The organism is Citrobacter youngae (genome assembly GCF_003818115.1).
Taxonomy (GTDB): Bacteria; Pseudomonadota; Gammaproteobacteria; order Enterobacterales; family Enterobacteriaceae; genus Citrobacter; species Citrobacter youngae.
Genome location: NZ_RPOI01000010.1, coordinates 54,899 through 75,881 on the forward strand (window position 1 = coordinate 54,899; position 20,983 = coordinate 75,881).

Here is a 20,983-nt window from a genome sequence, read left to right on the forward strand (position 1 = left end):
GCATGTTTCATCGCTTATGGACGTTAATTCGTAAAGAGCTGCAATCGCTGCTACGCGAACCGCAAACGCGAGCCATTCTGATTTTACCGGTACTGATTCAGGTGATCCTGTTCCCGTTTGCGGCAACGCTGGAAGTGACCAACGCCACTATCGCTATCTATAACGAAGACAACGGTAAACATTCGGTGGAATTAACCCAACGCTTCGCCCGCGCCAGCGCCTTTACCCATATTCTGCTGCTAAAAAGTCCCCAGGAAATCCAACCCACTATCGACACGCAAAAAGCACTGCTACTGGTGCGCTTCCCGGCAGACTTCTCGCGTAATCTGGATACTTTCCAGCAGGCACCCATGCAGCTAATTCTCGATGGGCGCAACTCCAACAGCGCGCAGATTGCCGCAAATTATCTGCAGCAGATCGTTAAGACGTATCAGCAGGAGTTGATGGACGGCAAGCCGAAACCAAACAACAGCGAGCTGGTCGTGCGTAACTGGTACAACCCGAATCTGGATTACAAATGGTTCGTGGTTCCGTCGCTGATCGCCATGATCACCACTATCGGCGTAATGATCGTCACCTCGCTCTCGGTTGCTCGCGAGCGCGAGCAAGGCACGCTGGATCAACTGCTGGTTTCCCCGCTTACCACCTGGCAGATTTTCATCGGTAAAGCGGTGCCGGCACTGATTGTTGCCACCTTTCAGGCCACCATCGTACTGGCAATCGGCATCTGGGCCTATCACATCCCGTTTGCCGGTTCACTGGGGCTGTTCTACTTCACGATGGTGATTTACGGACTGTCGCTGGTGGGATTTGGCTTGCTGATTTCGTCACTGTGCGCGACACAGCAGCAGGCATTTATCGGCGTCTTTGTCTTTATGATGCCGGCCATTTTGCTGTCCGGATATGTCTCTCCGGTCGAAAATATGCCTGTGTGGTTGCAGAATCTGACATGGATAAACCCGATCCGTCACTTTACGGACATCACAAAACAGATTTACCTGAAGGATGCGAGTCTGCAGATTGTCTGGGGAAGTTTGTGGCCGCTATTGGTGATAGCGGCCACAACAGGCTCAGCGGCGTATGCGATGTTTAGACGCAAAGTGATGTAACTTTTTGTCTTTCGCCAACAGCGAGACCACTGCGGGTCCGGCAAGGATCGCCAGCCCCGCCAGCGCCAGTAACACGTTGTTTTGCAGCACACGCGACAGTAACCACAGTACGATCATTGCCGCACCGAAATACCACGTGGTCGTCAGCTCTTCCAGCACGTCAGCCACATCACGCCAGCGCTGTTCATGGTGACGTTGCAATGCCAGCATTAAGATAACCGTTACGCCATACACGACGCATAATCCCAGGCCGACGTGCACCAGCTTGCCGCTCATCCAGCCCATTACCAGCAACGCCACTACCAGTAAATGCAACACAATCTGCCAGCAACTTAGACCCGTTGCGACACGAACACGTTGTTGCCACCTCATGGCTTTTCTCCTGAAGGATTTTTAACTAATTATTCAGAGTACCGGACTTTACGGAAAATTCCGCAACACCGCATCTTTTTGTGACGGCGACTACACTATTTATTTCGCCACAGAATTCGCGATACGGTCAAACCCCCCATCCCGAAGGATGATGGAGAGAGTCAGGAAAGTGACGCCAACGGGAGAATCATGAGCGAATCAGCAGACCGATTTTCATTCAATGTGCTCACCATTAATACTCACAAGGGTTTCACCGCCTTTAACAGACGCTTTATTTTGCCCGAGCTGCGGGATGCCGTCAGGGCAGTTGGCGCAGATATTGTGTGCCTGCAGGAAGTGCTGGGCGCTCACGACGTACACTCACTGCAGATAGAAAACTGGCCGGATACCAGCCATTACGAGTTTCTGGCCGACACCATGTGGCGCGATTTCGCCTACGGGCGCAATGCCGTGTATTCACAGGGGCATCACGGCAACGCCGTGCTATCGCGCTACCCCATTGAGCATTATGAAAACCGTGATATATCCGTTGGCACGAGTGAAAAACGCGGTGTGCTTTACTGTCGCATTGTGCCGCCGATGCTTTCCCGCCCGATTCATGTGATGTGCGTCCACCTCGGTTTGCGTGAAGCCCATCGCCAGGCACAGCTCAGCATGCTGGCAAATTGGGTCAATGCCCTGCCCAACGCGGATCCCGTGGTGGTTGCTGGCGATTTTAACGACTGGCGACAACAGGCAAATTATCCGTTAAAGAGCCAGGCCGGCCTTGACGAGATTTTTACCCGCGCTCACGGTCGCCCGGCGCGAACATTTCCAGTGCAGTTTCCCCTGCTGCGTCTGGACAGGATCTATGTGAAAAACGCGAATGCCAGTACCCCTACGACGCTGGCGCTGCGTCACTGGCGACATTTGTCCGATCATGCCCCCCTGAGCGCGGAGATTCGTGTATGAAAACTGGCTGGCGTGAAGGCAATCAAATTCAGCTACTGGAAAATGGCGATCAGTTCTATCCCGCCGTATTTCACGCGATTGAGCACGCGGAGCAAAAAATCATTCTGGAGACCTTTATCTGGTTTGAAGATGCGGTCGGGAAACAGCTACATGCCGCACTGCTCGCTGCCGCACACCGCGGGATCGCCGCAGAGGTGTTGCTGGACGGCTACGGCTCACCGGATCTAAGCGACAGCTTTGTCGAAGAGTTAACCGCGGCGGGTATTGTTTTCCGTTATTACGATCCGCGCCCACGCCTGTTCGGGATGCGCACCAATCTGTTTCGCCGGATGCATCGCAAAATTGTGGTCATTGACGATCGCATCGCCTTCGTCGGCGGTATTAATTACTCCGCCGAACACATGTCTGACTACGGGCCGGAAGCCAAGCAAGATTACGCTGTGCGTGTTGAAGGTCCGATTGTGGTTGATATTCTGACATTCGTGCTGGAAAACCTGCCGGGACAAAGCGCCGTACGCCGCTGGTGGCGACGGCATCACCGGGCAGTCGAAAATCATCGCCCCGGTGAAGCGCAGGCGCTGTTCGTCTGGCGTGATAACGAGGAACATCGCGATGATATTGAACGCCATTATTTGAAAATGCTCGCGCAGGCAAAGCGGGAAGTGATTATTGCCAATGCCTATTTCTTCCCCGGTTATCGTCTGTTGCATGCCCTGCGTAAAGCAGCACGACGCGGCGTACGGGTAAAACTCATCGTTCAGGGCGAGCCTGATATACCCATTGTGAAAGTGGGCGCCCGGCTGCTGTATAACTATCTGGTCAAAGGGGGCGTCCACGTCTACGAATATCACCGCAAGCCGCTGCATGGCAAAGTGGCGCTGATGGACGATCACTGGGCTACCGTCGGGTCCAGCAATCTTGACCCGCTCAGTCTGTCGCTGAATCTGGAAGCCAATCTCATTATTCATGACCGTGCTTTCAATCAGATCCTGCGCGACAATCTGACTCCCATTATTGCGCAGGACTGCCAGCGAGTTGATGAATCAATGTTACCCAGACGCACCTGGTGGAACCTGACCAAAAGCGTATTAGCATTTCACTTTTTACGCCACTTCCCGGCACTGGTCGGTTGGCTACCGGCACACACTCCGCGCCTGACTGAAGTGGAGCCGCCAGCACAACCCGCGATCGAAACACAAGATCGCATTCAAACCGAGGATGCAGGAGGAAAAACCTGATAGCGAAGTTGGACGAAAAAGCGCGGGTAAAAAACGAGGAAGCGATGGCTAAATCACCGTGACTGTAGTGCCGGATGGGGCGTAACGCCTTATCCGGCAACAGAGAATTAACGACGATTACCGAAAATACGCAGCAGCATCAGGAACAGGTTGATGAAGTCCAGATACAGCGTTAACGCCCCAAGAATGGCGTATTTACGCAAGTTGGAACTGTCGCGCAGGTCAATTTGCTCACCGATATTTTTCAGCTTTTGCGTGTCATAGGCGGTCAGGCCGACAAACACGATCACCCCAATGTAGGTCACCGCCCACATCAGCGCTTCGCTCTTCAGCCAGAAGTTAACCAACGAGGCCAGAACGATACCAATTAACGCCATAAACAGCATGTTGCCGAAGCCGCTGAGATCGCGTTTGGTGGTGTAGCCGTACAAACTCATGATACCGAACATCCCGCCGGTGACCACAAAGGTACTGGCGATAGACGAATAGGTATAGACAATGAAAATGCTTGATAGCGTCAGACCGGTTAACGCCGAGTAGAGCATAAACAGCGTCGTTGCCATTCCAGCGCTGAGCTTTTGCACCATGCCGGACAGGACAAATACCAGCGCCAGCTGTGCAATGATCAGCCCAAAGAAGGTAATTTTGCTGGAAAAGACAAACATCATCACCGCAGGCGTATTCGCCGCGTACCATGCAATAAACGCCGTCAGTAACAACCCACAGGTCATCCAGCCGTAGACCTGCGCCATGTAGGTTTGCAGGCCGGAACGGGCCTGCACAATAGAATCGGATCGTGGGAATCGGTCCATGACAATCTCCTGAGTCAGTATGTGCCTAAACCAATTGTACTCTACCAGCGTTTTGCTGCTTGCTTATCGCTGTCGCGGGCGTCGACCCAACGTTCACCTTCTGGCGTGGCTTCGCGTTTCCAGAACGGCGCACGCGTTTTCAGGTAATCCATAATGAATTGCCCGGCATCAAACGCGCTACTACGATGTGCACTGGTCACACCGACAAAAACAATTTCATCGCCCGGCCACAGTTCGCCAATACGATGGATCACCGTTACCCGGCCCAGCGGCCAGCGCGAACGCGCTTCGTCGACAATCTCCGCCAGCGCTTTTTCAGTCATCCCTGGATAGTGTTCCAGCATTAATGCCTGCACGCTGTCACCCAGATTATGATTGCGCACTTTACCGGTGAAGGTGACCACCGCGCCGTCTTCATCGCGCTCTGCCAGCCAGGGATACTCATCCCCGACGCGAAACGGCGCATGGCCAACAACAATTCGCGTTTCAGTCATTTTAGCCTCCGGTTACCGGCGGGAAGAAAGCGACTTCATCACCCGCGTTAAGAGGATGGTCAAAATCGACCAGCGTCTGGTTTACCGCCGCCAGCAGCTTACCGTCTTCCAGTGCCAGCGCCCAGCGATCGCTTTTTGCCGCAAGATGCTTGCGCAGCGCTTCTACCGTTGGAAATTCAGCCGTCATTTCTAGCGCATCGGTGTTGACCAGTTCGCGTACCTGAGCAAAGAAGAGAACCTTAATCATGTGCATCCACCTTAAAATCCCCCGACTTGCCGCCGCTTTTTGCCAGCAAACGCACCGGACCAATCACCATATCCTTTTGCACCGCTTTGCACATATCGTAAATGGTCAACGCCGCCACGGAGGCTGCTGTTAACGCTTCCATTTCAACGCCAGTTTTACCGGTCAGGCGACACAGCGTTTCAATGCGTACGCGATTGTGCTCCGGCTCGGCGTGAAGATTGACTTCGACCTTGCTCAGCATCAGTGGGTGACACAGCGGGATAAGATCCCAGGTACGTTTGGCGGCCTGAATACCCGCAATACGCGCCGTGGCGAATACATCACCCTTATGGTGGCTGCCATCGATAATCATCGCCAGCGTTTCGCTACGCATGGTCACGAATGCTTCAGCACGTGCCTCGCGTACGGTTTCCGCTTTGGCGGAGACATCCACCATATGCGCTTCGCCAGCGGCGTTAATATGAGTCAGTTGCGACATACTTATTTCTTCAAATGTGGGTGGAAATTACACGGACGCGTACGGGCATCAAGCTGCGGCGCAATGATATTTTCCCAGGCGGTACGACACGCTTTGGTCGACCCCGGCATGGCGAAAATCAGCGTTTTATTGGCCACCCCGGCAACCGCTCGAGACTGCAGCGTCGCGGTACCAATCTCTTCAAACGACAGCATACGGAAGACTTCGCCAAACCCTTCAACTTCTCTGTCAAACAGCGGCAGCAGCGCTTCCGGTGCCTGGTCCCCTTCGGTTAACCCAGTGCCGCCAGTAATGAGCACCACTTGCACATCGTCACTGGCAATCCAGGCTGAAACCTGAGCGCGAATCGCATAGCGGTTCTCTTTGACAATCGCCTTATCAACAATCTGATGACCCGCTTCCAGCGCCGAGTCGCGCAGATAATGGCCGGAGGTGTCATCTTCTTCGCCACGACGGTTGGAAACAGTAAGAATAGCAATGCGTGTCGGGATAAATTCAGCGCTTACCTGACTCATGAGAAACTCCTTTTAGCGATCAGCCGCCAATGTAAGATAAGTTTTGCGTAATACCGGTATTGTTCTGATGCAGGAAATGGGTCTGCTTTTTCTCCAGCAACGCGGCAGAGATACGTTCTTCAAGCGCAGCCTGCTGGGTGTCGTCGGTCAGCAAATCACGCAAGTTCACCCCGCCTTCACCAAATAAACACAGATGAAGTTTGCCGACGGATGAAACACGCAGGCGATTGCAGGTGGCGCAGAAGTCTTTCTCATAAGGCATGATCAGACCAATTTCACCGGCATAGTCAGGATGACAGAAAACCTGAGCCGGACCGTCGCTGCGCTGGCGTAACTGGTGGATCCAGCCGCGCTTAAGCAGTTCATCGCGCAGTACCTGCCCGGAGATATGGTGTTTGCGGAAGAGAGAGCTGCCCTCACCCGTTTCCATCAGTTCAATAAAACGTAGCTGAATCGGCCGTGGTTGAACCCAGGCGAGGAAGGTGTCCAGTTGATGATGGTTTACGTCGCGCATCAGCACGGTGTTAACTTTCACTTTTTCAAAACCGGCATCGAAGGCGGCGTCAATCCCCGCCATCACCTGCTGAAACTTATCCTGCCCGGTAATGGCGTGAAACTGACGGGCATCCAGGCTGTCGACGCTGACGTTGAGTGCCGTCAGCCCGGCATCGCGCCATGCAGCAGCATCGCGCGCCAGACGATAACCATTGGTGGTTACCGCAATCTGACGGATAGCGTCGTTTTCACGTACGGCAGCAATAATGTCGGTAAAATCGCGACGCAGTGACGGTTCGCCACCTGTCAGACGCACTTTTTCCGTTCCCAGGCTGGCGAACGCACGCGTGACGCGGCGAATTTCATCAACGGTCAGAAAGCCGTTATTAGTCACACCACCTGGCTTATAGCCATCTGGCAGACAGTAAGTGCAACGAAAGTTACACACATCGGTAATCGACAAACGCAAGTAGTAAAACTTACGCGCGAATGCATCGGTAAGTTGAGAGCCCATGTACACCTTTCCAAATACGGGAGGCGAAGTCATTTCTTCCTGCGCCCTGGTGACAATCGTATTCACGTATCGTCACGGCCAAAGCACCGTATCATTTGACCCAGGTGCAGAGGCTAGAGTGTTTATACTCGTCATGCTTCGAGTACATTGTGGTTATGCCGATACTAGCGTGTAAATGACACTTTTGCCATGTACACTTTCGCTGTATAAATCTGTATATAGCGGCATGATCGTGCAATTTCGCTACAGAATAAGCAAAAACCATCGTTTTGCATTGATATACATCATCTTGCTATCAGGTGGATGTCGTCAGAAAGGGGTAGATCGCAGAAAAAAATTACGGCAGATGCCGACTGGATAATTGCTGAAAACACGCTATTTACGTTACTGTAGCGCCGATCAATTGATATCAGGAATAACTATGCGCACTCGTACGCTGGCAGATCTGGATCGCGTTGTCGCTCTCGGCGGAGGGCATGGATTAGGACGCGTTCTGTCGTCACTTTCTTCTTTAGGTTCACGCCTGACGGGCATCGTCACGACCACCGATAACGGCGGTTCCACGGGGCGAATTCGCCGTTCAGAAGGCGGTATTGCCTGGGGAGACATGCGGAACTGCCTCAACCAGTTAATTACCCAACCAAGCGTCGCATCGGCGATGTTTGAGTATCGTTTTGGCGGTAATGGCGAACTTTCCGGCCATAACCTCGGAAATCTGATGTTAAAGGCGCTCGATCACCTCAGCGTGCGGCCTCTGGAAGCCATCAATTTAATTCGTAGCCTGCTAAAAGTTGATGCACATTTAATTCCCATGTCAGAACTACCGGTGGACCTGATGGCGCTCGACGATCAGGGACATGAAGTGTATGGCGAAGTAAATATCGACCAGCTCACTACCCTGCCGCAAGAATTAATGCTCTCACCTAAAGTTCCCGCCACGCGAGAGGCGATTGAAACCATCGCCGAAGCGGATTTGATTCTGATAGGACCAGGCAGTTTTTACACCAGCCTGATGCCGATCCTGCTGCTCGACGAACTGGCACAGGCGTTACGTCGCACACCGGCACCAATGGTTTATATCGGCAATCTGGGACGCGAACTCAGCCTGCCTGCCGCCAGCCTGACGCTTGCCGATAAGCTGGCCATCATTGAGCAATATGTTGGTAAGAAGGTGATTGATGCGGTGATTGTCGGACCAAAAGTCGATGTTTCGGCCATGACCGACCGCATTGTGATTCAGGATGAACTGGAGGCCAGCGATATTCCCTACCGTCATGACCGTCAATTGCTGCATAGCGCGCTGGAGAAAGCGGTGCAGGCGTTAGGTTGAACGTATTTGCCTGATGCGCTGCGCTTATCAGGCCTACAGGTGCGCTTGTAGGCCTGATAACGGGTCTCCCCCGCCATCCGGCATCGCGTTAAGACGCCGCGATAAACAGCTCGCGCAACTGATGCAACTGGTCGCGGATCTGCGCGGCCTCTTCGAACTCAAGGTTCTGCGCATGCAGCATCATCTGACCTTCTAACTCGTGAATCTTCTGCTGCAGCGCTTTTGGCGTCATGTCCAGCTCAACAACCTCGGATTTCGCCCCGGCACGTGACTTCCCTTTGCCTTTCGCTTTGGTCTTCGCAATATTCTGACCCAACGCCAGAATATCAACGACTTTCTTGTTCAGCCCCTGTGGCGTAATACCGTGTTCTTCGTTATACAGTTGCTGCTTCTCGCGACGACGTTCAGTTTCACCAATGGCCTTCGCCATTGAGGCGGTAATTTTATCGCCGTAGAGAATCGCTTTACCGTTGATGTTACGCGCCGCTCGACCTATGGTCTGGATAAGCGATCGTTCCGAACGCAGGAACCCTTCTTTGTCCGCATCCAGAATCGCCACCAGAGAGACCTCAGGCATGTCCAGGCCTTCTCGCAACAGGTTGATACCAACCAGCACGTCAAACTCGCCCAGACGCAAATCACGAATGATTTCCATACGTTCCACGGTATCGATGTCGGAGTGCAGATAGCGCACCCGCTCGCCGTGTTCTTCGAGGTATTCGGTGAGGTCTTCCGCCATGCGTTTGGTAAGCGTTGTGACCAACACACGTTCGTTAATCGCCGCACGGGTGCGGATCTCCGACAGCAGGTCATCAACCTGCGTCGCCACCGGGCGCACCTCAATGACCGGATCCAGCAGGCCGGTCGGTCGTACCACCTGATCGACCACTTCATCACCGGATTTCTCCAGCTCATAGTTGCCCGGCGTCGCCGAAACGTAGATAGTTTGCGGAGCCAGCGCCTCGAACTCTTCAAATTTGAGCGGACGGTTATCCAGCGCCGACGGCAGACGGAATCCGTATTCGACCAGGGTCTCTTTACGCGCCCGGTCGCCACGGTACATGCCACCAATTTGCGGAATCGTAACGTGAGATTCATCCACCACCAGCAGGCCATCGGCAGGCAGGTAATCAAACAGCGTCGGCGGCGGCTCGCCAGGGCCGCGCCCGGACAGATAGCGGGAGTAGTTTTCAATCCCCGAGCAGTAACCCAGCTCGTTCATCATTTCCAGATCGAACTGCGTACGCTGGCTTAAACGCTGTTCTTCTACCAGTTTGTTGTTCGCCAGCAGGATTTTGCGGCGCTCCGCCAGCTCGACTTTAATTTCTTCCATTGCCTGCACGATACGTTCGCGCGGCGTCACGTAGTGGGTTTTCGGGTAAATGGTGAAGCGCGAAATAGTGGATTCAACCTGCCCGGTTAGCGGGTCGAACAGCGACAAGCGCTCAACTTCTTCATCAAACAGTTCAACACGCAGCGCGATATCGTCAGATTCGGCCGGAAAGATGTCGATCACCTCACCACGCACGCGGAACGTCCCGCGCTGGAATGCCTGATCGTTACGCGTGTATTGCAGTTCAGCAAGCCGGCGCAGGATCGCGCGCTGGTCGATAATCATCCCCACCGTCAGATGCAACATCATCTTCAGATACAGATCCGGATCGCCCAGACCATAGATCGCGGAAACAGAGGCCACCACCACCACATCCCGCCGTTCAAGCAGGGCTTTGGTCGCCGACAAACGCATCTGTTCAATGTGTTCGTTTACCGACGCATCTTTCTCGATAAAAGTATCAGAGCTCGGGACATAAGCCTCCGGCTGATAATAGTCGTAGTAGGAGACGAAATATTCCACTGCGTTATCCGGGAAGAACTCTTTCATCTCGCCGTACAACTGGGCTGCGAGGGTTTTGTTAGGGGCCAGCACCATCGTCGGACGCTGTAAATCCGCAATCACGTTGGCAATAGTGAATGTCTTCCCCGACCCCGTCACCCCGAGCAGCGTCTGATGCGCCAGACCATCCTCCAGCCCTTCTTCCAGGCGACGAATCGCCTCAGGCTGATCGCCAGAGGGTTTAAAAGCGGAATTCAGTTTGAACGGTTTACTCATGAGCAGCTACCTGAAGCAATGGGCGGGCAGGTGTGTAATTTTACTCGCAGCAGTATATTTTGCCAGTAAAATATACTGGATGAAAAAACAGTAACGCACCAGAATATTTCTGTTACGCCATCAAAATGCCCGTCAGAGCAGGCTAAAATTTTGGCGCTGGCGAGATAAAACACCAGTAAAAATGTGTTATCCCCAAACCAATGACTTTTTTAACATTTGTCAAGACGGCAGATGAAAGTTTTATGGCAACGCATGACACTTCCGCGACAGCCATTGCTTTTATCTAACATTCTGTATTTCAATAACTATTCTCTCGAGCCGTCTTTCGCATCAATTTAGTCGCAGGCCGCGTCTTCTCTCGCTTACATTGTGTTTTCTAACTCTAATACACAAGGTTATCCACAGGAATAGTGGATAACTGCCTCCAGCCCGTGCTGACTGCCGCCTGGCAAAAACACCGACTTGCTCTTTTCGGGTGGGATAAAAAAAAATTATCGCCATTTTTTTATATTTATCAGCCAACGGAGCCCTGGAGGCTGTCGAGATCTTGCTCGCATTTTCACCATTTACCTGCCTGCACCATCCCGACGCGACCAGGCACTGGCAATGTGCGCAAAATTAACCCGGATCGTTAAAAACCAGACATCGCTGCCGATGGATCACGCTATCCCGCTGTTTTTCGCGCATTTCCCATTTGTGGCAAGAGATTTGCAATTTTCTTCTGCTCCCCGGCCTGTCGGGCGGATAACTTCATGATGGAGAAAACCTATGTTGAGTCTTCGCGCAGTGAATCACTATTACGGTAACCAGCACACGCTATGGGATGTGGATCTCGACCTGCAGCCCGGCAAATGTACCGGTGTGCTGGGACTTCCGGGGATGGGGAAAACGACGCTGGCCAATTGCATCATCGGCAATTTGCCTATCGAAAGCGGTACGATGGTCTGGCATCAGGCAGGCGCGCCACCGCGCGATCTGAGTCCGATCCCAGCGGCAAATCGCATTGCGCTGGGTATTAACTCCGTTTCACAACAGAGACGGATTTTTTCGCAACTGACGGTCGAGGAAAATCTGCATATTGCGCGCCAGGCGGTTGAAGAAAGCGAAACGATGAACAGCAGCGATATATACCGCCTCTTCCCACAGTTGTACAGTCTGCGTCAGACCAAAGGGGTTGCCTTATCAGAGGAAAATCAGCACCAGCTTGCACTCGCCAGCGCGCTGGTTACACGCCCACGCCTGCTAATCCTCGATGAGCCTACGCGAGGAACGGGCCAGGCGTATATCCACAAGCTGGGGAACCTGATTGTGAGGCTAAGCCAGGAGTTGGGCATCGCCATAATGCTCGCAGAGCAAAGCCTGCCGTTTATTCGTCGGGTCGCTGATTGCTATTGCCTGTTACATCGCGGACGCAATGTGGCCCAGGGACAACTGGCGCAGCTCAGCGACCCGTTTCTTAACGACTGGATGGCGCCAGAGGCAAAACGCTAAGGTCGAGATAGTGCCCTGTCGTTGCGCGTTCTGGCTCGTCCTCCAGCCATGGGATTTCCCCCAGCAGCGGAGCCGGAATCGCGCGTTTCAGCGTTGCCATATATTCAGCATGGCGTTTCCCTGGCGGAGTCACATCATTGGCGACCCACCCCGCCAGCGTCAACCCAGCCTGTTGTACTGCTTGCGCAGTCAGAATGGCATGGTTGATGCAGCCAAGCTTGACGCCAACCACCATAATCACCGGCAGTTGTTCTGCTTGTACCCAGTCAGAAAAACTCAGCGTGGGTGAAAGCGGCGTAAACCAACCGCCAGCGCCTTCCACCAGCACCCAGTCAGCCTGTTCTTCAAGCAAGCGTAAACCCGCAGACATCACTGAGGCCTGAATAGGGCGACCTTCGTCAGCGCTGATGATATGCGGTGACGTGGGTTCGGCAAAGGTATAGGGATTGATTGCCGTATAGTGCACTGCCACAGCGCTGTTGCGCTGTAATGCCAGAGCATCGCTATTACGCAGACCCTCAGCCGTTATTTCACTACCGGACGCCACGGGCTTATAGCCGACCGTTCGATAACCCAATTGCCCCGCGGCCTGCAGGAGCGCACAGCTGGCAATTGTTTTACCAACCTCAGTGTCCGTCCCGGTGACAAAATACGTTCTGGTCACGTTGAATTACTCCTAAAAAAAGTTGATACGTCAGCGGGTATTTTCCCTGTACAGAGGGCCAGGCTAACTGTAACTGCTGCAGCTGTGAACGGGTCAGTACGCGCTGTTCGCGTCCATCATGGAGATGCGTCGCACCGATCCCTTTGAGCGAGCGCATGGCGCTCAACGCATCGTCAAACCACAGTGTCACCGGATGAAGCTGATACTCGACGTCCCAGCCATGCAGAGCCTTTTCAAGTTGCTCCACGGGCAAGAAACGGTTGGTGTGCTCCCGGTCATCTACCGCTTGCCACGCCCGGCGTAATTCCGGCATCGAGCCGTGTGCCAGGGTACTAAACGCCACCGTGCCTCCGGGGCGCACAACCCGGCAAAGCTCACTTAACGCGCCGTGTAAATCGCTGCACCACTGCACCGCCAGATTGCTCCAGGCCAGGTCAAAAGTGGCAGCGTTTTGAGGGATGGCTTCAATATCCGCCAGCAGATAGTGGTGGGCGGCATTTTGCCGCTGTGCCTCTGCCAGCATTTGTTCAGAAAGATCCAGTGCGCTGACTTCGCTTCCCTGCTCACGCCAGTAGCGACTCATGCGCCCTGGGCCGCACCCCGCATCCAGTACCCGTGCATAATCCCGTTCACCAAGCAGCGCCAGCAAGGCGTCGGCGCTTTGGCACTGTAGCCCGGCATGTTGTTCATAGTGGGAAGCGGCGCGTCCAAATGCAGCAGCAATGGCCTGTTTATTGACCTGCGCCATGCAGCACCTCCAGCAAGCGGTCGATATCCTGGCATTCATGCGCCTGCGTCAGCGTCAGCCGTAATCTGGCGGTGCCGACCGGTACCGTAGGAGGCCGGATGGCGGTCACCCAACAACCTTGGGCGCGTAAAACCTCCGCCAGTTGCAGTGCTTTATGGTTATCGCCCACGATCAATGGCTGGATGGCACTGTCTGAGTTTGCCAGCGTGAAATCCGCAATATCCAGGCCAGCACGAAAACGTTGGATCAACATGGCCAGTTTTTCCCGGCGTTCATCGCCCTCACGACTGCGGATCACTGCCAGCGCGGCACGCAATGCCTGCGCCTGAGCAGGCGGCATGCTGGTGCTGTAAATCAGATGACGGGCAAACTGCAGCAGATAATCGGCCACGCTGTCTGAACACAGGATTGCCGCGCCGCTGACGCCAAATCCTTTCCCGAAGGTCACCACTAACAGCTCAGGTTTCACCTGCTGTCGGAAGCATGAGCCACGCCCTTCCTCACCGCTAACGCCTATACCGTGGGCATCATCCACCAGCAACCACGCATTCTGGTGCTGCGCCTCAGCGTGAGTTTCCGCCAGCGGTGCGCTGTCGCCATCCATGCTGAACACGCCTTCGGTCACCACCAACTGCTGCCCCGGACAGGGGGCAGACAGTAGACGAGCCAAATGTTGCGGGTCGTTATGGGTAAAACGGCGTAACACGGCGGGACTCAGACTGGCCGCTTCCAGCAACGACGCATGGCTGAGGCGGTCGGCGACAATCCGGTCATCTTTTCCCATCAACGCTGTGATCACCGCCTGGTTGGCGGCGAAACCGGAAATGAACAGCAATGCTCGTGAATAACCCAGCCATTGCGCCAGTTCGTCTTCCAGCGCCTGATGCGCGATGGAATAGCCGCTAACATGGCCTGAACCCCCGCTGCCGACGCCAAAACGTTCAGCCCCCTGCTGCCAGGCACAGACTATCTGTGGATGGTGACTCAACCCCAGATAATCGTTACTGGAAAAATTCAGATACTGACGCCCCTCGGCCAACAACCAGCGCCCTGCCCCCTGTGTCACCGCATAGCGGCGACGCAGAGCATCAGCAGAACGACGCAAAGTGAGCGCATCGTCAATTTTTTGCTGCCAGGTCATACGGTTGCCGCGTTGTAGTAGTCGTCTGTATCCGGGGTGCGCAACGCCTGCTCCAGACGTTGCTGCTGTTCGTTATCGCCCACCAGTACCGCCGTTTGCTGCGGATTCAGACCGAGTTTGCGGAATAAAAGCAGATCTTTGTCTTCGTTCGGGTTGGGTGTAGTGAGCAGTTTGCAGCCGTAGAAAATCGAGTTGGCCCCGGCCATAAAACACATTGCCTGGGTCTGTTCGTTCATCTGCTCGCGCCCGGCAGAAAGACGCACGTACGAGGTCGGCATCATGATGCGCGCGACAGCGATAGTACGAATAAAATCAAACGCATCCACATCGTCGTTATCGGCCAGCGGCGTGCCCTTTACTTTCACCAGCATGTTAATGGGGACGCTTTCCGGCGGTGTGGGTAGGTTCGCCAGTTGCAGCAATAAACCGGCACGATCGGTAACCGTTTCCCCTAACCCCACGATACCGCCAGAGCAGACTTTAATCCCCGCCTCACGCACTTTATCCAGCGTATCAAGTCGCTCCTGGTACGAACGGGTGGTAATGATATTGCCGTAAAATTCCGGCGAGGTATCGAGGTTATGGTTGTAGTAGTCCAGACCCGCGCTGGCCAGTCGCTGAGCCTGGGTTTCGTCCAACGTGCCCAGCGTCATACAGGCTTCCAGCCCCAGCGCTTTTACACCCTGGACCATCTGTTCCAGATAAGGCATGTCGCGCTCATGCGGATTCTTCCACGCCGCCCCCATGCAAAACCGTGTTGAACCTGCCTGCTTCGCCTTACGCGCGGAATCCAGAACCTGCTCAACTTCCATCAGACGCTCGGTTTCCAGACCGGTTTTATAGCGGGAACTTTGCGGGCAGTATTTGCAGTCCTCCGGACAGGCACCGGTTTTAATCGACAGCAGCGTACTCACCTGTACCTGCCGCGGATCAAAATGCTGACGGTGCACTTGTTGCGCTTCAAACAGCAGATCCAGCAGGGGTTTTTCAAATAATTCGGTGACTTGCGACATTGTCCAGCGAGAAGAATGAGCCATATTGATATACGTTTCGTTGTCAGTTTGGTGTAGACTCGTAAACCTAAATCTTTTTAATTTGGTTTACAAGTCGATTATGACAACGGACGATCTTGCGTTTGACCAACGCCATATCTGGCACCCTTACACCTCCATGACCTCCCCGCTACCGGTTTATCCGGTGGCCAGTGCCGAAGGTTGTGAACTGCTATTAGCCAACGGTGAGCGGCTGATTGACGGTATGTCGTCCTGGTGGGCGGCGATCCACGGTTACAATCACCCGCAGCTGAACGCCGCGATGAAAACGCAGATTGATGCCATGTCGCACGTGATGTTTGGCGGCATTACCCATGCCCCGGCTATTGCGCTGTGTCGCCAGTTGGTGGCGATGACGCCCGAGGCGCTGGAGTGCGTTTTTCTCGCGGATTCTGGTTCGGTCGCCGTGGAAGTCGCGATGAAAATGGCGCTGCAATACTGGCAGGCAAAAGGCGAAGCGCGTCAGCGTTTCCTGACGTTTCGTAACGGTTATCACGGTGACACCTTCGGCGCAATGTCGGTCTGCGATCCCGACAACTCGATGCACAGTCTGTGGAAGGGTTATCTGCCGGAGAACCTGTTTGCGCCCGCCCCGCAAAGCCGCATGGGCGGCGAGTGGGACGAACTGGATATGGTACCGTTCGCCCGCCTGATGGCCGCGCATCGCCACGAAATTGCGGCGGTGATCCTTGAGCCGATTGTGCAGGGCGCTGGCGGCATGCGCATGTATCACCCCGAATGGTTAAAACGCATCCGTAAAATGTGTGACCGTGAAGGTATCCTGTTGATTGCCGATGAAATCGCCACCGGATTTGGTCGTACAGGCAAGCTGTTTGCCTGTGAACACGCCGATATCACCCCGGATATTTTGTGCCTTGGCAAAGCGTTAACCGGCGGGACAATGACCCTTTCCGCAACTCTGACCACCCGCCAGGTCGCGGAAACCATCAGCAACGGTGAAGCCGGATGTTTTATGCACGGCCCGACTTTCATGGGCAATCCACTGGCCTGCGCCGTCGCCTCCGCCAGCCTGTCGTTACTCGAAACCGGCGAGTGGCGCTCGCAGGTAGCGAACATAGAAGCGCAGCTGCGGGCAGAGCTCGCCCCGGCGGCTGATTCCCGTTGGGTCGCCGACGTGCGCGTGCTTGGTGCCATCGGCGTCATCGAAACCACGCATCCGGTGAATATGGCCGCTTTACAGAAGTTCTTTGTCGAACAGGGCGTGTGGGTAAGACCGTTTGGTAAGCTCATTTATCTGATGCCGCCGTACATCATCAAGCCCGAACAACTGTGTCGTCTGACCCAGGCCGTCAACGAGGCTGTGCGCAATGCAACATTTTTTAGCGATTAACCAGCGGTAAGCTCTACGGTTTCTGGCTACACTTTTTGGCTAACGAGAGGAGTCAGCATGAAACTAATCAGTAACGATCTGCGCGATGGCGAAAAGCTTCCTCATCGCCACGTCTTTAACGGCATGGGATATGACGGGGATAATATTTCCCCGCATCTGGCATGGGATGATGTGCCCGCCGGGACTAAAAGCTTTGTCGTGACCTGTTACGATCCTGATGCGCCAACCGGCTCCGGCTGGTGGCACTGGGTGGTGGTAAATCTGCCTGCAGATACCCGGGTTTTACCACAAGGTTACGGCTCGGGGCTGGTTGCGTTGCCGGAAGGCGTGCTGCAAACACGCACGGATTTTGGTAAAGCAGGTTATGGTGGCGCTGCGCCGCCGAAGGGGGAAACCCACCGCTATATCTTTACGGTTCACGCACTGGATGTGGAGCGTATTGATGTCGATAAGGACGCCAGCGGCGCGATGGTTGGATTTAATGTCCATTTCCACTCGCTCGCCAGCGCCTCAATTACGGCGATGTTTAGCTAACCTCCGTGCCGGATGGCAACGCTAACGCGTTTTATCCGGCCTACGAGCTGGTTTGTAGGCCGGATAAGCGCCATCCGGCATTTTTACAGAAACTCCGGAACTAAATGCAGCAACGCGCCCTGCGCTAACAGTTCTGTCGCGCACTCGATATCCGGGGCGAAAAAGCGATCCTGCGTGTAATGGGCAACCTGCTCGCGTAAAGCCTGGCGCGCCTGCTCCAGCAGCGGGCTTGAGGTTAACCCTTCACGCAGGTCAATCCCCTGACACGCCGCCAGCCACTCTACGGCAATCACGCCGCGCGTATTCGCCGCCATCTCCCACAGTCTGCGGCCCGCCGCTGGCGCCATTGAGACATGATCTTCCTGGTTGGCGGAGGTTGGCAGGCTGTCCACGCTATGCGGATGCGCCAGCGCTTTGTTCTCGCTCGCCAGTGCGGCCGCGGTGACCTGGGCAATCATAAAGCCGGAGTTCACCCCGCCGTTTTTTACCAGGAACGGCGGCAGTTGCGACATGTGTTTATCCATCATCAGCGCAATACGTCGCTCCGATAACGAGCCGATTTCGGCAATCGCCAGCGCCAGATTATCTGCCGCCATCGCCACCGGTTCAGCATGGAAGTTACCGCCAGAAATCACATCCCCCTCTTCGGCAAATACCAGCGGGTTGTCGGAAACCGCGTTGGCTTCGACCAACAGAACATCCATTGCCTGGCGCATTTGCGTCAGACACGCCCCCATCACCTGCGGCTGGCAGCGCAGAGAATACGGATCCTGCACTTTCTCACAGTTATGATGCGACTGCGAAAGCGCGCTGGTGTCAGTTAATACGTGACGATACAGCGTCGCGGCATCAATCTGCCCACGCTGTCCTCGTGCGGCATGAATACGGGCATCAAACGGACGACGAGAGCCCAGCACGGCTTCGGTGGTCAGCGCCCCGCACACCGTTGCAGACGCGAACAGTTCCTGAGCTTCAATTAATCCGCGCAGCGCGAAGGCGGTGGACGCCTGAGTTCCGTTGAGCAGCGCCAGCCCTTCTTTCGCCTCCAGCGTAATCGGCTCCAGCCCGGCCTTTTTCAGCGCTTCGGTCGCCGGGAGCCATTCCCCCTGCCAGCGCGCCTTCCCTTCTCCGAGCAGCGTCAAAGACATATGCGCCAGCGGCGCCAGGTCACCCGATGCCCCCACTGAGCCTTTCGCCGGGATCAGCGGATACACCTCGGCATTCACCAGCGCAATCAGCGCTTCAATCACGCTCAGGCGAATACCGGAAAAACCGCGCGCCAGACTGTTGATTTTCAGCACCATAATCAGACGCACCATCGCGTCGTCCAGCGCCTCGCCGACACCTGCCGCATGGGAAAGCACCAGCGAACGCTGCAAATTCTGCAAATCTTCCGTGGCGATACGGGTCTGGGCCAGCAGGCCAAAGCCGGTATTAATGCCATACGCCGTACGGCCTTCAGCGACAATATTATTGACGCAGGCGACGCTGGCGTTAATAGCATCGATTGCCCCGGCATCCAGACTCAGTTTGACCGGCTGCTGCCAGATTTCACGTAGCTGGGTAAAACTCAGATGGCCCGGCGTGAGTGTCATGGTGTTCATATCAGCGTTTCTCCTGCGTCGCGGCAACCATCGGCAAATTCAGCCCTTCTTCGACGGCGCATTCCACCGCAATGTCATATCCGGCGTCGGCGTGGCGCATCACCCCTGTCGCCGGATCGTTATGTAAGACCCGGGCGATACGCGCCGCGGCTTCATCGGTGCCATCGCAAACAATCACCATCCCGGCATGCTGAGAGAAGCCCATACCGACCCCGCCACCGTGGTGCAGCGACACCCAGGTCGCGCCGCTGGCGGTATTAAGCAGCGCGTTCAGCAGCGGCCAGTCGGATACGGCGTCTGAACCGTCGCGCATAGCTTCGGTTTCGCGGTTCGGGCTGGCAACAGAGCCAGAGTCCAGATGGTCACGGCCAATAACAATCGGCGCGGATACTTCACCGCTGCGCACCATTTCATTAAACGCCAGCCCCAGTTTTTGCCGCCATTCCAGACCGACCCAGCAGATACGCGCCGGTAAACCCTGGAAATTAATCCGCTCACGCGCCATATCCAGCCAGTGGTGCAGATGCTTATCGTCAGCCACGATCTCTTTCACTTTGGCATCGGTTTTATAAATATCCTGCGGATCGCCGGAAAGCGCCACCCAACGGAACGGGCCAATGCCGCGACAGAACAACGGTCGAATGTAAGCAGGTACGAAGCCGGGGAAATCAAAAGCGTTTTCCACGCCCATCTCTTTGGCCATCTGGCGAATGTTATTGCCGTAATCAAACGTCGGCACGCCCATTTTGCTAAACGCCAGCATCGCCTCAACGTGCGTTGCCATGGAGCGTTTCGCCGCCTGCACCGTGCCCTGCGGATCGGACACCGCTTTTGCCTGATACTCATCCCAGCTCCAGCCGGACGGCAGATAACCGTGCAGCGGATCGTGGGCGCTGGTCTGGTCGGTGACCATGTCCGGGCGCACACCGCGCTTCACCAGTTCCGGCACAACGTCGGCGGCGTTCGCACACAGCGCAATGGAGACCGCTTTACCCTCGCGAGTGTATTTGTCGATACGCGCCAGCGCATCGTCCAGTGAGGTGGCCTGCTCGTCCACGTAACGGGTACGCAGACGGAAATCGATCCGGCTCTGCTGGCATTCAATATTCAGCGAACACGCACCCGCAAGCGTTGCAGCGAGGGGTTGCGCACCACCCATACCGCCCAGCCCGGCGGTCAGAACCCAGCGTCCGCTCAGGTTACCCTGATAATGCTGACGCCCGGCCTCAACGAAGGTTTCATAAGTGCCCTGTACGATGCCCTGGCTGCCGATGTAGATCCAGCTCCCGGCGGTCATCTGGCCGTACATCGCCAGCCCTTTGGCATCCAGTTCATTAAAGTGTTCCCAGGTAGCCCAATGTGGCACCAGGTTGGAGTTGGCAATCAGCACGCGCGGTGCGTTGTCGTGAGTTTTAAATACGCCTACCGGTTTTCCGGACTGGACCAGCAGCGTCTCATCGGTCTCCAGTTTGGTCAGCGCGTTGACGATGGCGTCATAGCATTCCCAGTCCCGCGCGGCGCGGCCAATCCCGCCGTAAACCACCAGCTCATGCGGATTTTCCGCCACATCGGGATCCAGATTATTCATTAACATGCGCAGCGGCGCTTCGGTCAGCCAGCTTTTGGCCGTTAAGGTGGTGCCGCGTGGGGCACGAATATCCTGCTGACGATATTTGCTATGGGACATGACAGAAAACTCCTCGCGAACGTCGGATAGATAAGTAACATATACT

General features: G+C 55.1%; 21 protein-coding genes and 1 riboswitch. Of the genes, 7 read left to right on the forward strand and 14 right to left on the reverse strand.

Annotated features, from left to right (window positions below; translation table 11 throughout):
- Positions 1-2: 2 nt before the first annotated feature.
- Entirely contained in the window at positions 3-1,109 is a 1,107-nt protein-coding gene (locus EHN13_RS08990) for an ABC transporter permease (RefSeq protein ID WP_061067575.1), read from the forward strand.
- On the opposite strand, the gene EHN13_RS08995 is transcribed toward EHN13_RS08990, so the two are convergent.
- Positions 1,071-1,481: a YbhQ family protein gene (locus tag EHN13_RS08995; RefSeq protein ID WP_048212208.1), complete on the reverse strand. Its 411-nt coding sequence runs from the start codon at positions 1,479-1,481 to the stop codon at positions 1,071-1,073. The genes EHN13_RS08990 and EHN13_RS08995 overlap by 39 nt on opposite strands.
- A gap of 189 nt (positions 1,482-1,670) precedes the next feature.
- On the opposite strand from EHN13_RS08995, the gene EHN13_RS09000 reads away from it, so the two are divergent.
- On the forward strand, positions 1,671-2,432 hold the full coding sequence (locus EHN13_RS09000; protein ID WP_124021260.1) for an endonuclease/exonuclease/phosphatase family protein: 762 nt from the start codon (positions 1,671-1,673) through the stop codon (positions 2,430-2,432).
- Entirely contained in the window at positions 2,429-3,670 is a 1,242-nt protein-coding gene (gene clsB, locus EHN13_RS09005) for a cardiolipin synthase ClsB (RefSeq protein WP_124021261.1), read from the forward strand. Before EHN13_RS09000 ends, clsB begins: the two co-directional genes overlap by 4 nt.
- A gap of 107 nt (positions 3,671-3,777) precedes the next feature.
- Here the strand turns inward: clsB and EHN13_RS09010 are convergent, their stop codons facing one another.
- From EHN13_RS09010 to moaA, 6 genes are all read right to left on the reverse strand, one after another.
- Positions 3,778-4,482, reverse strand: coding sequence for a Bax inhibitor-1/YccA family protein (locus EHN13_RS09010; RefSeq protein WP_040230421.1), 705 nt, complete (start codon positions 4,480-4,482; stop codon positions 3,778-3,780).
- A 41-nt stretch (positions 4,483-4,523) separates the two neighbouring features.
- Positions 4,524-4,976: a molybdopterin synthase catalytic subunit MoaE gene (gene moaE, locus EHN13_RS09015; protein ID WP_101741863.1), complete on the reverse strand. Its 453-nt coding sequence runs from the start codon at positions 4,974-4,976 to the stop codon at positions 4,524-4,526.
- A gap of 1 nt (position 4,977) precedes the next feature.
- Positions 4,978-5,223, reverse strand: coding sequence for a molybdopterin synthase sulfur carrier subunit (gene moaD / locus EHN13_RS09020; protein ID WP_101741864.1), 246 nt, complete (start codon positions 5,221-5,223; stop codon positions 4,978-4,980).
- On the reverse strand, positions 5,216-5,701 hold the full coding sequence (moaC, locus tag EHN13_RS09025; RefSeq protein ID WP_003035188.1) for a cyclic pyranopterin monophosphate synthase MoaC: 486 nt from the start codon (positions 5,699-5,701) through the stop codon (positions 5,216-5,218). The genes moaD and moaC overlap by 8 nt, the downstream gene beginning before the upstream one ends.
- Positions 5,702-5,703: 2 nt before the next feature.
- Positions 5,704-6,216: a molybdenum cofactor biosynthesis protein B gene (gene moaB / locus EHN13_RS09030; RefSeq protein WP_048212213.1), complete on the reverse strand. Its 513-nt coding sequence runs from the start codon at positions 6,214-6,216 to the stop codon at positions 5,704-5,706.
- Between the two features lie 19 nt (positions 6,217-6,235).
- Positions 6,236-7,225, reverse strand: a complete 990-nt coding sequence (gene moaA / locus EHN13_RS09035) for a GTP 3',8-cyclase MoaA (RefSeq protein WP_124021262.1) — start codon at positions 7,223-7,225, stop codon at positions 6,236-6,238.
- Positions 7,213-7,358: riboswitch (molybdenum cofactor riboswitch) on the reverse strand. It overlaps the preceding gene by 13 nt.
- Positions 7,359-7,646: 288 nt before the next feature.
- On the opposite strand from moaA, the gene yvcK reads away from it, so the two are divergent.
- Positions 7,647-8,555: a uridine diphosphate-N-acetylglucosamine-binding protein YvcK gene (yvcK, locus tag EHN13_RS09040; protein WP_124021263.1), complete on the forward strand. Its 909-nt coding sequence runs from the start codon at positions 7,647-7,649 to the stop codon at positions 8,553-8,555.
- Between the two features lie 88 nt (positions 8,556-8,643).
- Here yvcK and uvrB read toward each other — a convergent pair whose 3' ends face one another.
- Complete coding sequence (gene uvrB / locus EHN13_RS09045; protein ID WP_124021264.1) at positions 8,644-10,665, reverse strand: excinuclease ABC subunit UvrB; 2,022 nt, start codon at positions 10,663-10,665, stop codon at positions 8,644-8,646.
- 768 nt (positions 10,666-11,433) lie between these two features.
- Between uvrB and EHN13_RS09060 the strand changes: the two genes are divergently transcribed.
- Positions 11,434-12,156: an ABC transporter ATP-binding protein gene (locus tag EHN13_RS09060; RefSeq protein ID WP_124021265.1), complete on the forward strand. Its 723-nt coding sequence runs from the start codon at positions 11,434-11,436 to the stop codon at positions 12,154-12,156.
- Here the strand turns inward: EHN13_RS09060 and bioD are convergent.
- The 4 genes from bioD to bioB are packed head-to-tail and all read right to left on the reverse strand — an operon-like array spanning position 12,122 to position 15,746.
- Positions 12,122-12,820: a dethiobiotin synthase gene (gene bioD, locus EHN13_RS09065; protein WP_048212217.1), complete on the reverse strand. Its 699-nt coding sequence runs from the start codon at positions 12,818-12,820 to the stop codon at positions 12,122-12,124. The genes EHN13_RS09060 and bioD overlap by 35 nt on opposite strands.
- Positions 12,783-13,568 (reverse strand): malonyl-ACP O-methyltransferase BioC, encoded by a 786-nt coding sequence (gene bioC, locus EHN13_RS09070; RefSeq protein WP_116361006.1) that lies wholly within the window; start codon positions 13,566-13,568, stop codon positions 12,783-12,785. The genes bioD and bioC overlap by 38 nt, the downstream gene beginning before the upstream one ends.
- Entirely contained in the window at positions 13,552-14,709 is a 1,158-nt protein-coding gene (gene bioF / locus EHN13_RS09075; protein WP_124021266.1) for an 8-amino-7-oxononanoate synthase, read from the reverse strand. The genes bioC and bioF overlap by 17 nt, the downstream gene beginning before the upstream one ends.
- Complete coding sequence (gene bioB, locus EHN13_RS09080; RefSeq protein WP_124021267.1) at positions 14,706-15,746, reverse strand: biotin synthase BioB; 1,041 nt, start codon at positions 15,744-15,746, stop codon at positions 14,706-14,708. Before bioB ends, bioF begins: the two co-directional genes overlap by 4 nt.
- A 76-nt stretch (positions 15,747-15,822) precedes the next feature.
- Here bioB and bioA point away from each other — a divergent pair, with 76 nt between their 5' ends.
- Together bioA and EHN13_RS09090 are read left to right on the forward strand one after the other, a co-directional pair.
- Positions 15,823-17,112 (forward strand): adenosylmethionine--8-amino-7-oxononanoate transaminase, encoded by a 1,290-nt coding sequence (gene bioA, locus EHN13_RS09085; protein WP_124021268.1) that lies wholly within the window; start codon positions 15,823-15,825, stop codon positions 17,110-17,112.
- A gap of 57 nt (positions 17,113-17,169) precedes the next feature.
- Positions 17,170-17,646, forward strand: a complete 477-nt coding sequence (locus EHN13_RS09090; RefSeq protein ID WP_124021269.1) for a kinase inhibitor — start codon at positions 17,170-17,172, stop codon at positions 17,644-17,646.
- Positions 17,647-17,729: 83 nt separating this feature from the next.
- Here the strand turns inward: EHN13_RS09090 and hutH are convergent, their stop codons facing one another.
- Together hutH and hutU are read right to left on the reverse strand one after the other, a co-directional pair.
- On the reverse strand, positions 17,730-19,250 hold the full coding sequence (hutH, locus tag EHN13_RS09095; RefSeq protein WP_124021270.1) for a histidine ammonia-lyase: 1,521 nt from the start codon (positions 19,248-19,250) through the stop codon (positions 17,730-17,732).
- A 1-nt stretch (position 19,251) separates the two neighbouring features.
- Positions 19,252-20,937: a urocanate hydratase gene (gene hutU, locus EHN13_RS09100; RefSeq protein WP_101741874.1), complete on the reverse strand. Its 1,686-nt coding sequence runs from the start codon at positions 20,935-20,937 to the stop codon at positions 19,252-19,254.
- Between the last annotated feature and the right edge of the window lie 46 nt (positions 20,938-20,983).

Excerpts from the sequence above, each read along its gene's own strand:
- EHN13_RS08990 (WP_061067575.1), top strand. The coding sequence starts at position 3 with ATGTTTCATCGCTTATGGACGTTAATTCGTAAAGAGCTGCAATCGCTG.
- EHN13_RS08995 (WP_048212208.1), bottom strand. The coding sequence starts at position 1,481 with ATGAGGTGGCAACAACGTGTTCGTGTCGCAACGGGTCTAAGTTGCTGG.
- EHN13_RS09000 (WP_124021260.1), top strand. The coding sequence starts at position 1,671 with ATGAGCGAATCAGCAGACCGATTTTCATTCAATGTGCTCACCATTAAT.
- clsB (WP_124021261.1), top strand. The coding sequence starts at position 2,429 with ATGAAAACTGGCTGGCGTGAAGGCAATCAAATTCAGCTACTGGAAAAT.
- EHN13_RS09010 (WP_040230421.1), bottom strand. The coding sequence starts at position 4,482 with ATGGACCGATTCCCACGATCCGATTCTATTGTGCAGGCCCGTTCCGGC.
- moaE (WP_101741863.1), bottom strand. The coding sequence starts at position 4,976 with ATGACTGAAACGCGAATTGTTGTTGGCCATGCGCCGTTTCGCGTCGGG.
- moaD (WP_101741864.1), bottom strand. The coding sequence starts at position 5,223 with ATGATTAAGGTTCTCTTCTTTGCTCAGGTACGCGAACTGGTCAACACC.
- moaC (WP_003035188.1), bottom strand. The coding sequence starts at position 5,701 with ATGTCGCAACTGACTCATATTAACGCCGCTGGCGAAGCGCATATGGTG.
- moaB (WP_048212213.1), bottom strand. The coding sequence starts at position 6,216 with ATGAGTCAGGTAAGCGCTGAATTTATCCCGACACGCATTGCTATTCTT.
- moaA (WP_124021262.1), bottom strand. The coding sequence starts at position 7,225 with ATGGGCTCTCAACTTACCGATGCATTCGCGCGTAAGTTTTACTACTTG.
- yvcK (WP_124021263.1), top strand. The coding sequence starts at position 7,647 with ATGCGCACTCGTACGCTGGCAGATCTGGATCGCGTTGTCGCTCTCGGC.
- uvrB (WP_124021264.1), bottom strand. The coding sequence starts at position 10,665 with ATGAGTAAACCGTTCAAACTGAATTCCGCTTTTAAACCCTCTGGCGAT.
- EHN13_RS09060 (WP_124021265.1), top strand. The coding sequence starts at position 11,434 with ATGTTGAGTCTTCGCGCAGTGAATCACTATTACGGTAACCAGCACACG.
- bioC (WP_116361006.1), bottom strand. The coding sequence starts at position 13,568 with ATGGCGCAGGTCAATAAACAGGCCATTGCTGCTGCATTTGGACGCGCC.
- bioF (WP_124021266.1), bottom strand. The coding sequence starts at position 14,709 with ATGACCTGGCAGCAAAAAATTGACGATGCGCTCACTTTGCGTCGTTCT.
- bioB (WP_124021267.1), bottom strand. The coding sequence starts at position 15,746 with ATGGCTCATTCTTCTCGCTGGACAATGTCGCAAGTCACCGAATTATTT.
- bioA (WP_124021268.1), top strand. The coding sequence starts at position 15,823 with ATGACAACGGACGATCTTGCGTTTGACCAACGCCATATCTGGCACCCT.
- EHN13_RS09090 (WP_124021269.1), top strand. The coding sequence starts at position 17,170 with ATGAAACTAATCAGTAACGATCTGCGCGATGGCGAAAAGCTTCCTCAT.
- hutH (WP_124021270.1), bottom strand. The coding sequence starts at position 19,250 with ATGAACACCATGACACTCACGCCGGGCCATCTGAGTTTTACCCAGCTA.
- hutU (WP_101741874.1), bottom strand. The coding sequence starts at position 20,937 with ATGTCCCATAGCAAATATCGTCAGCAGGATATTCGTGCCCCACGCGGC.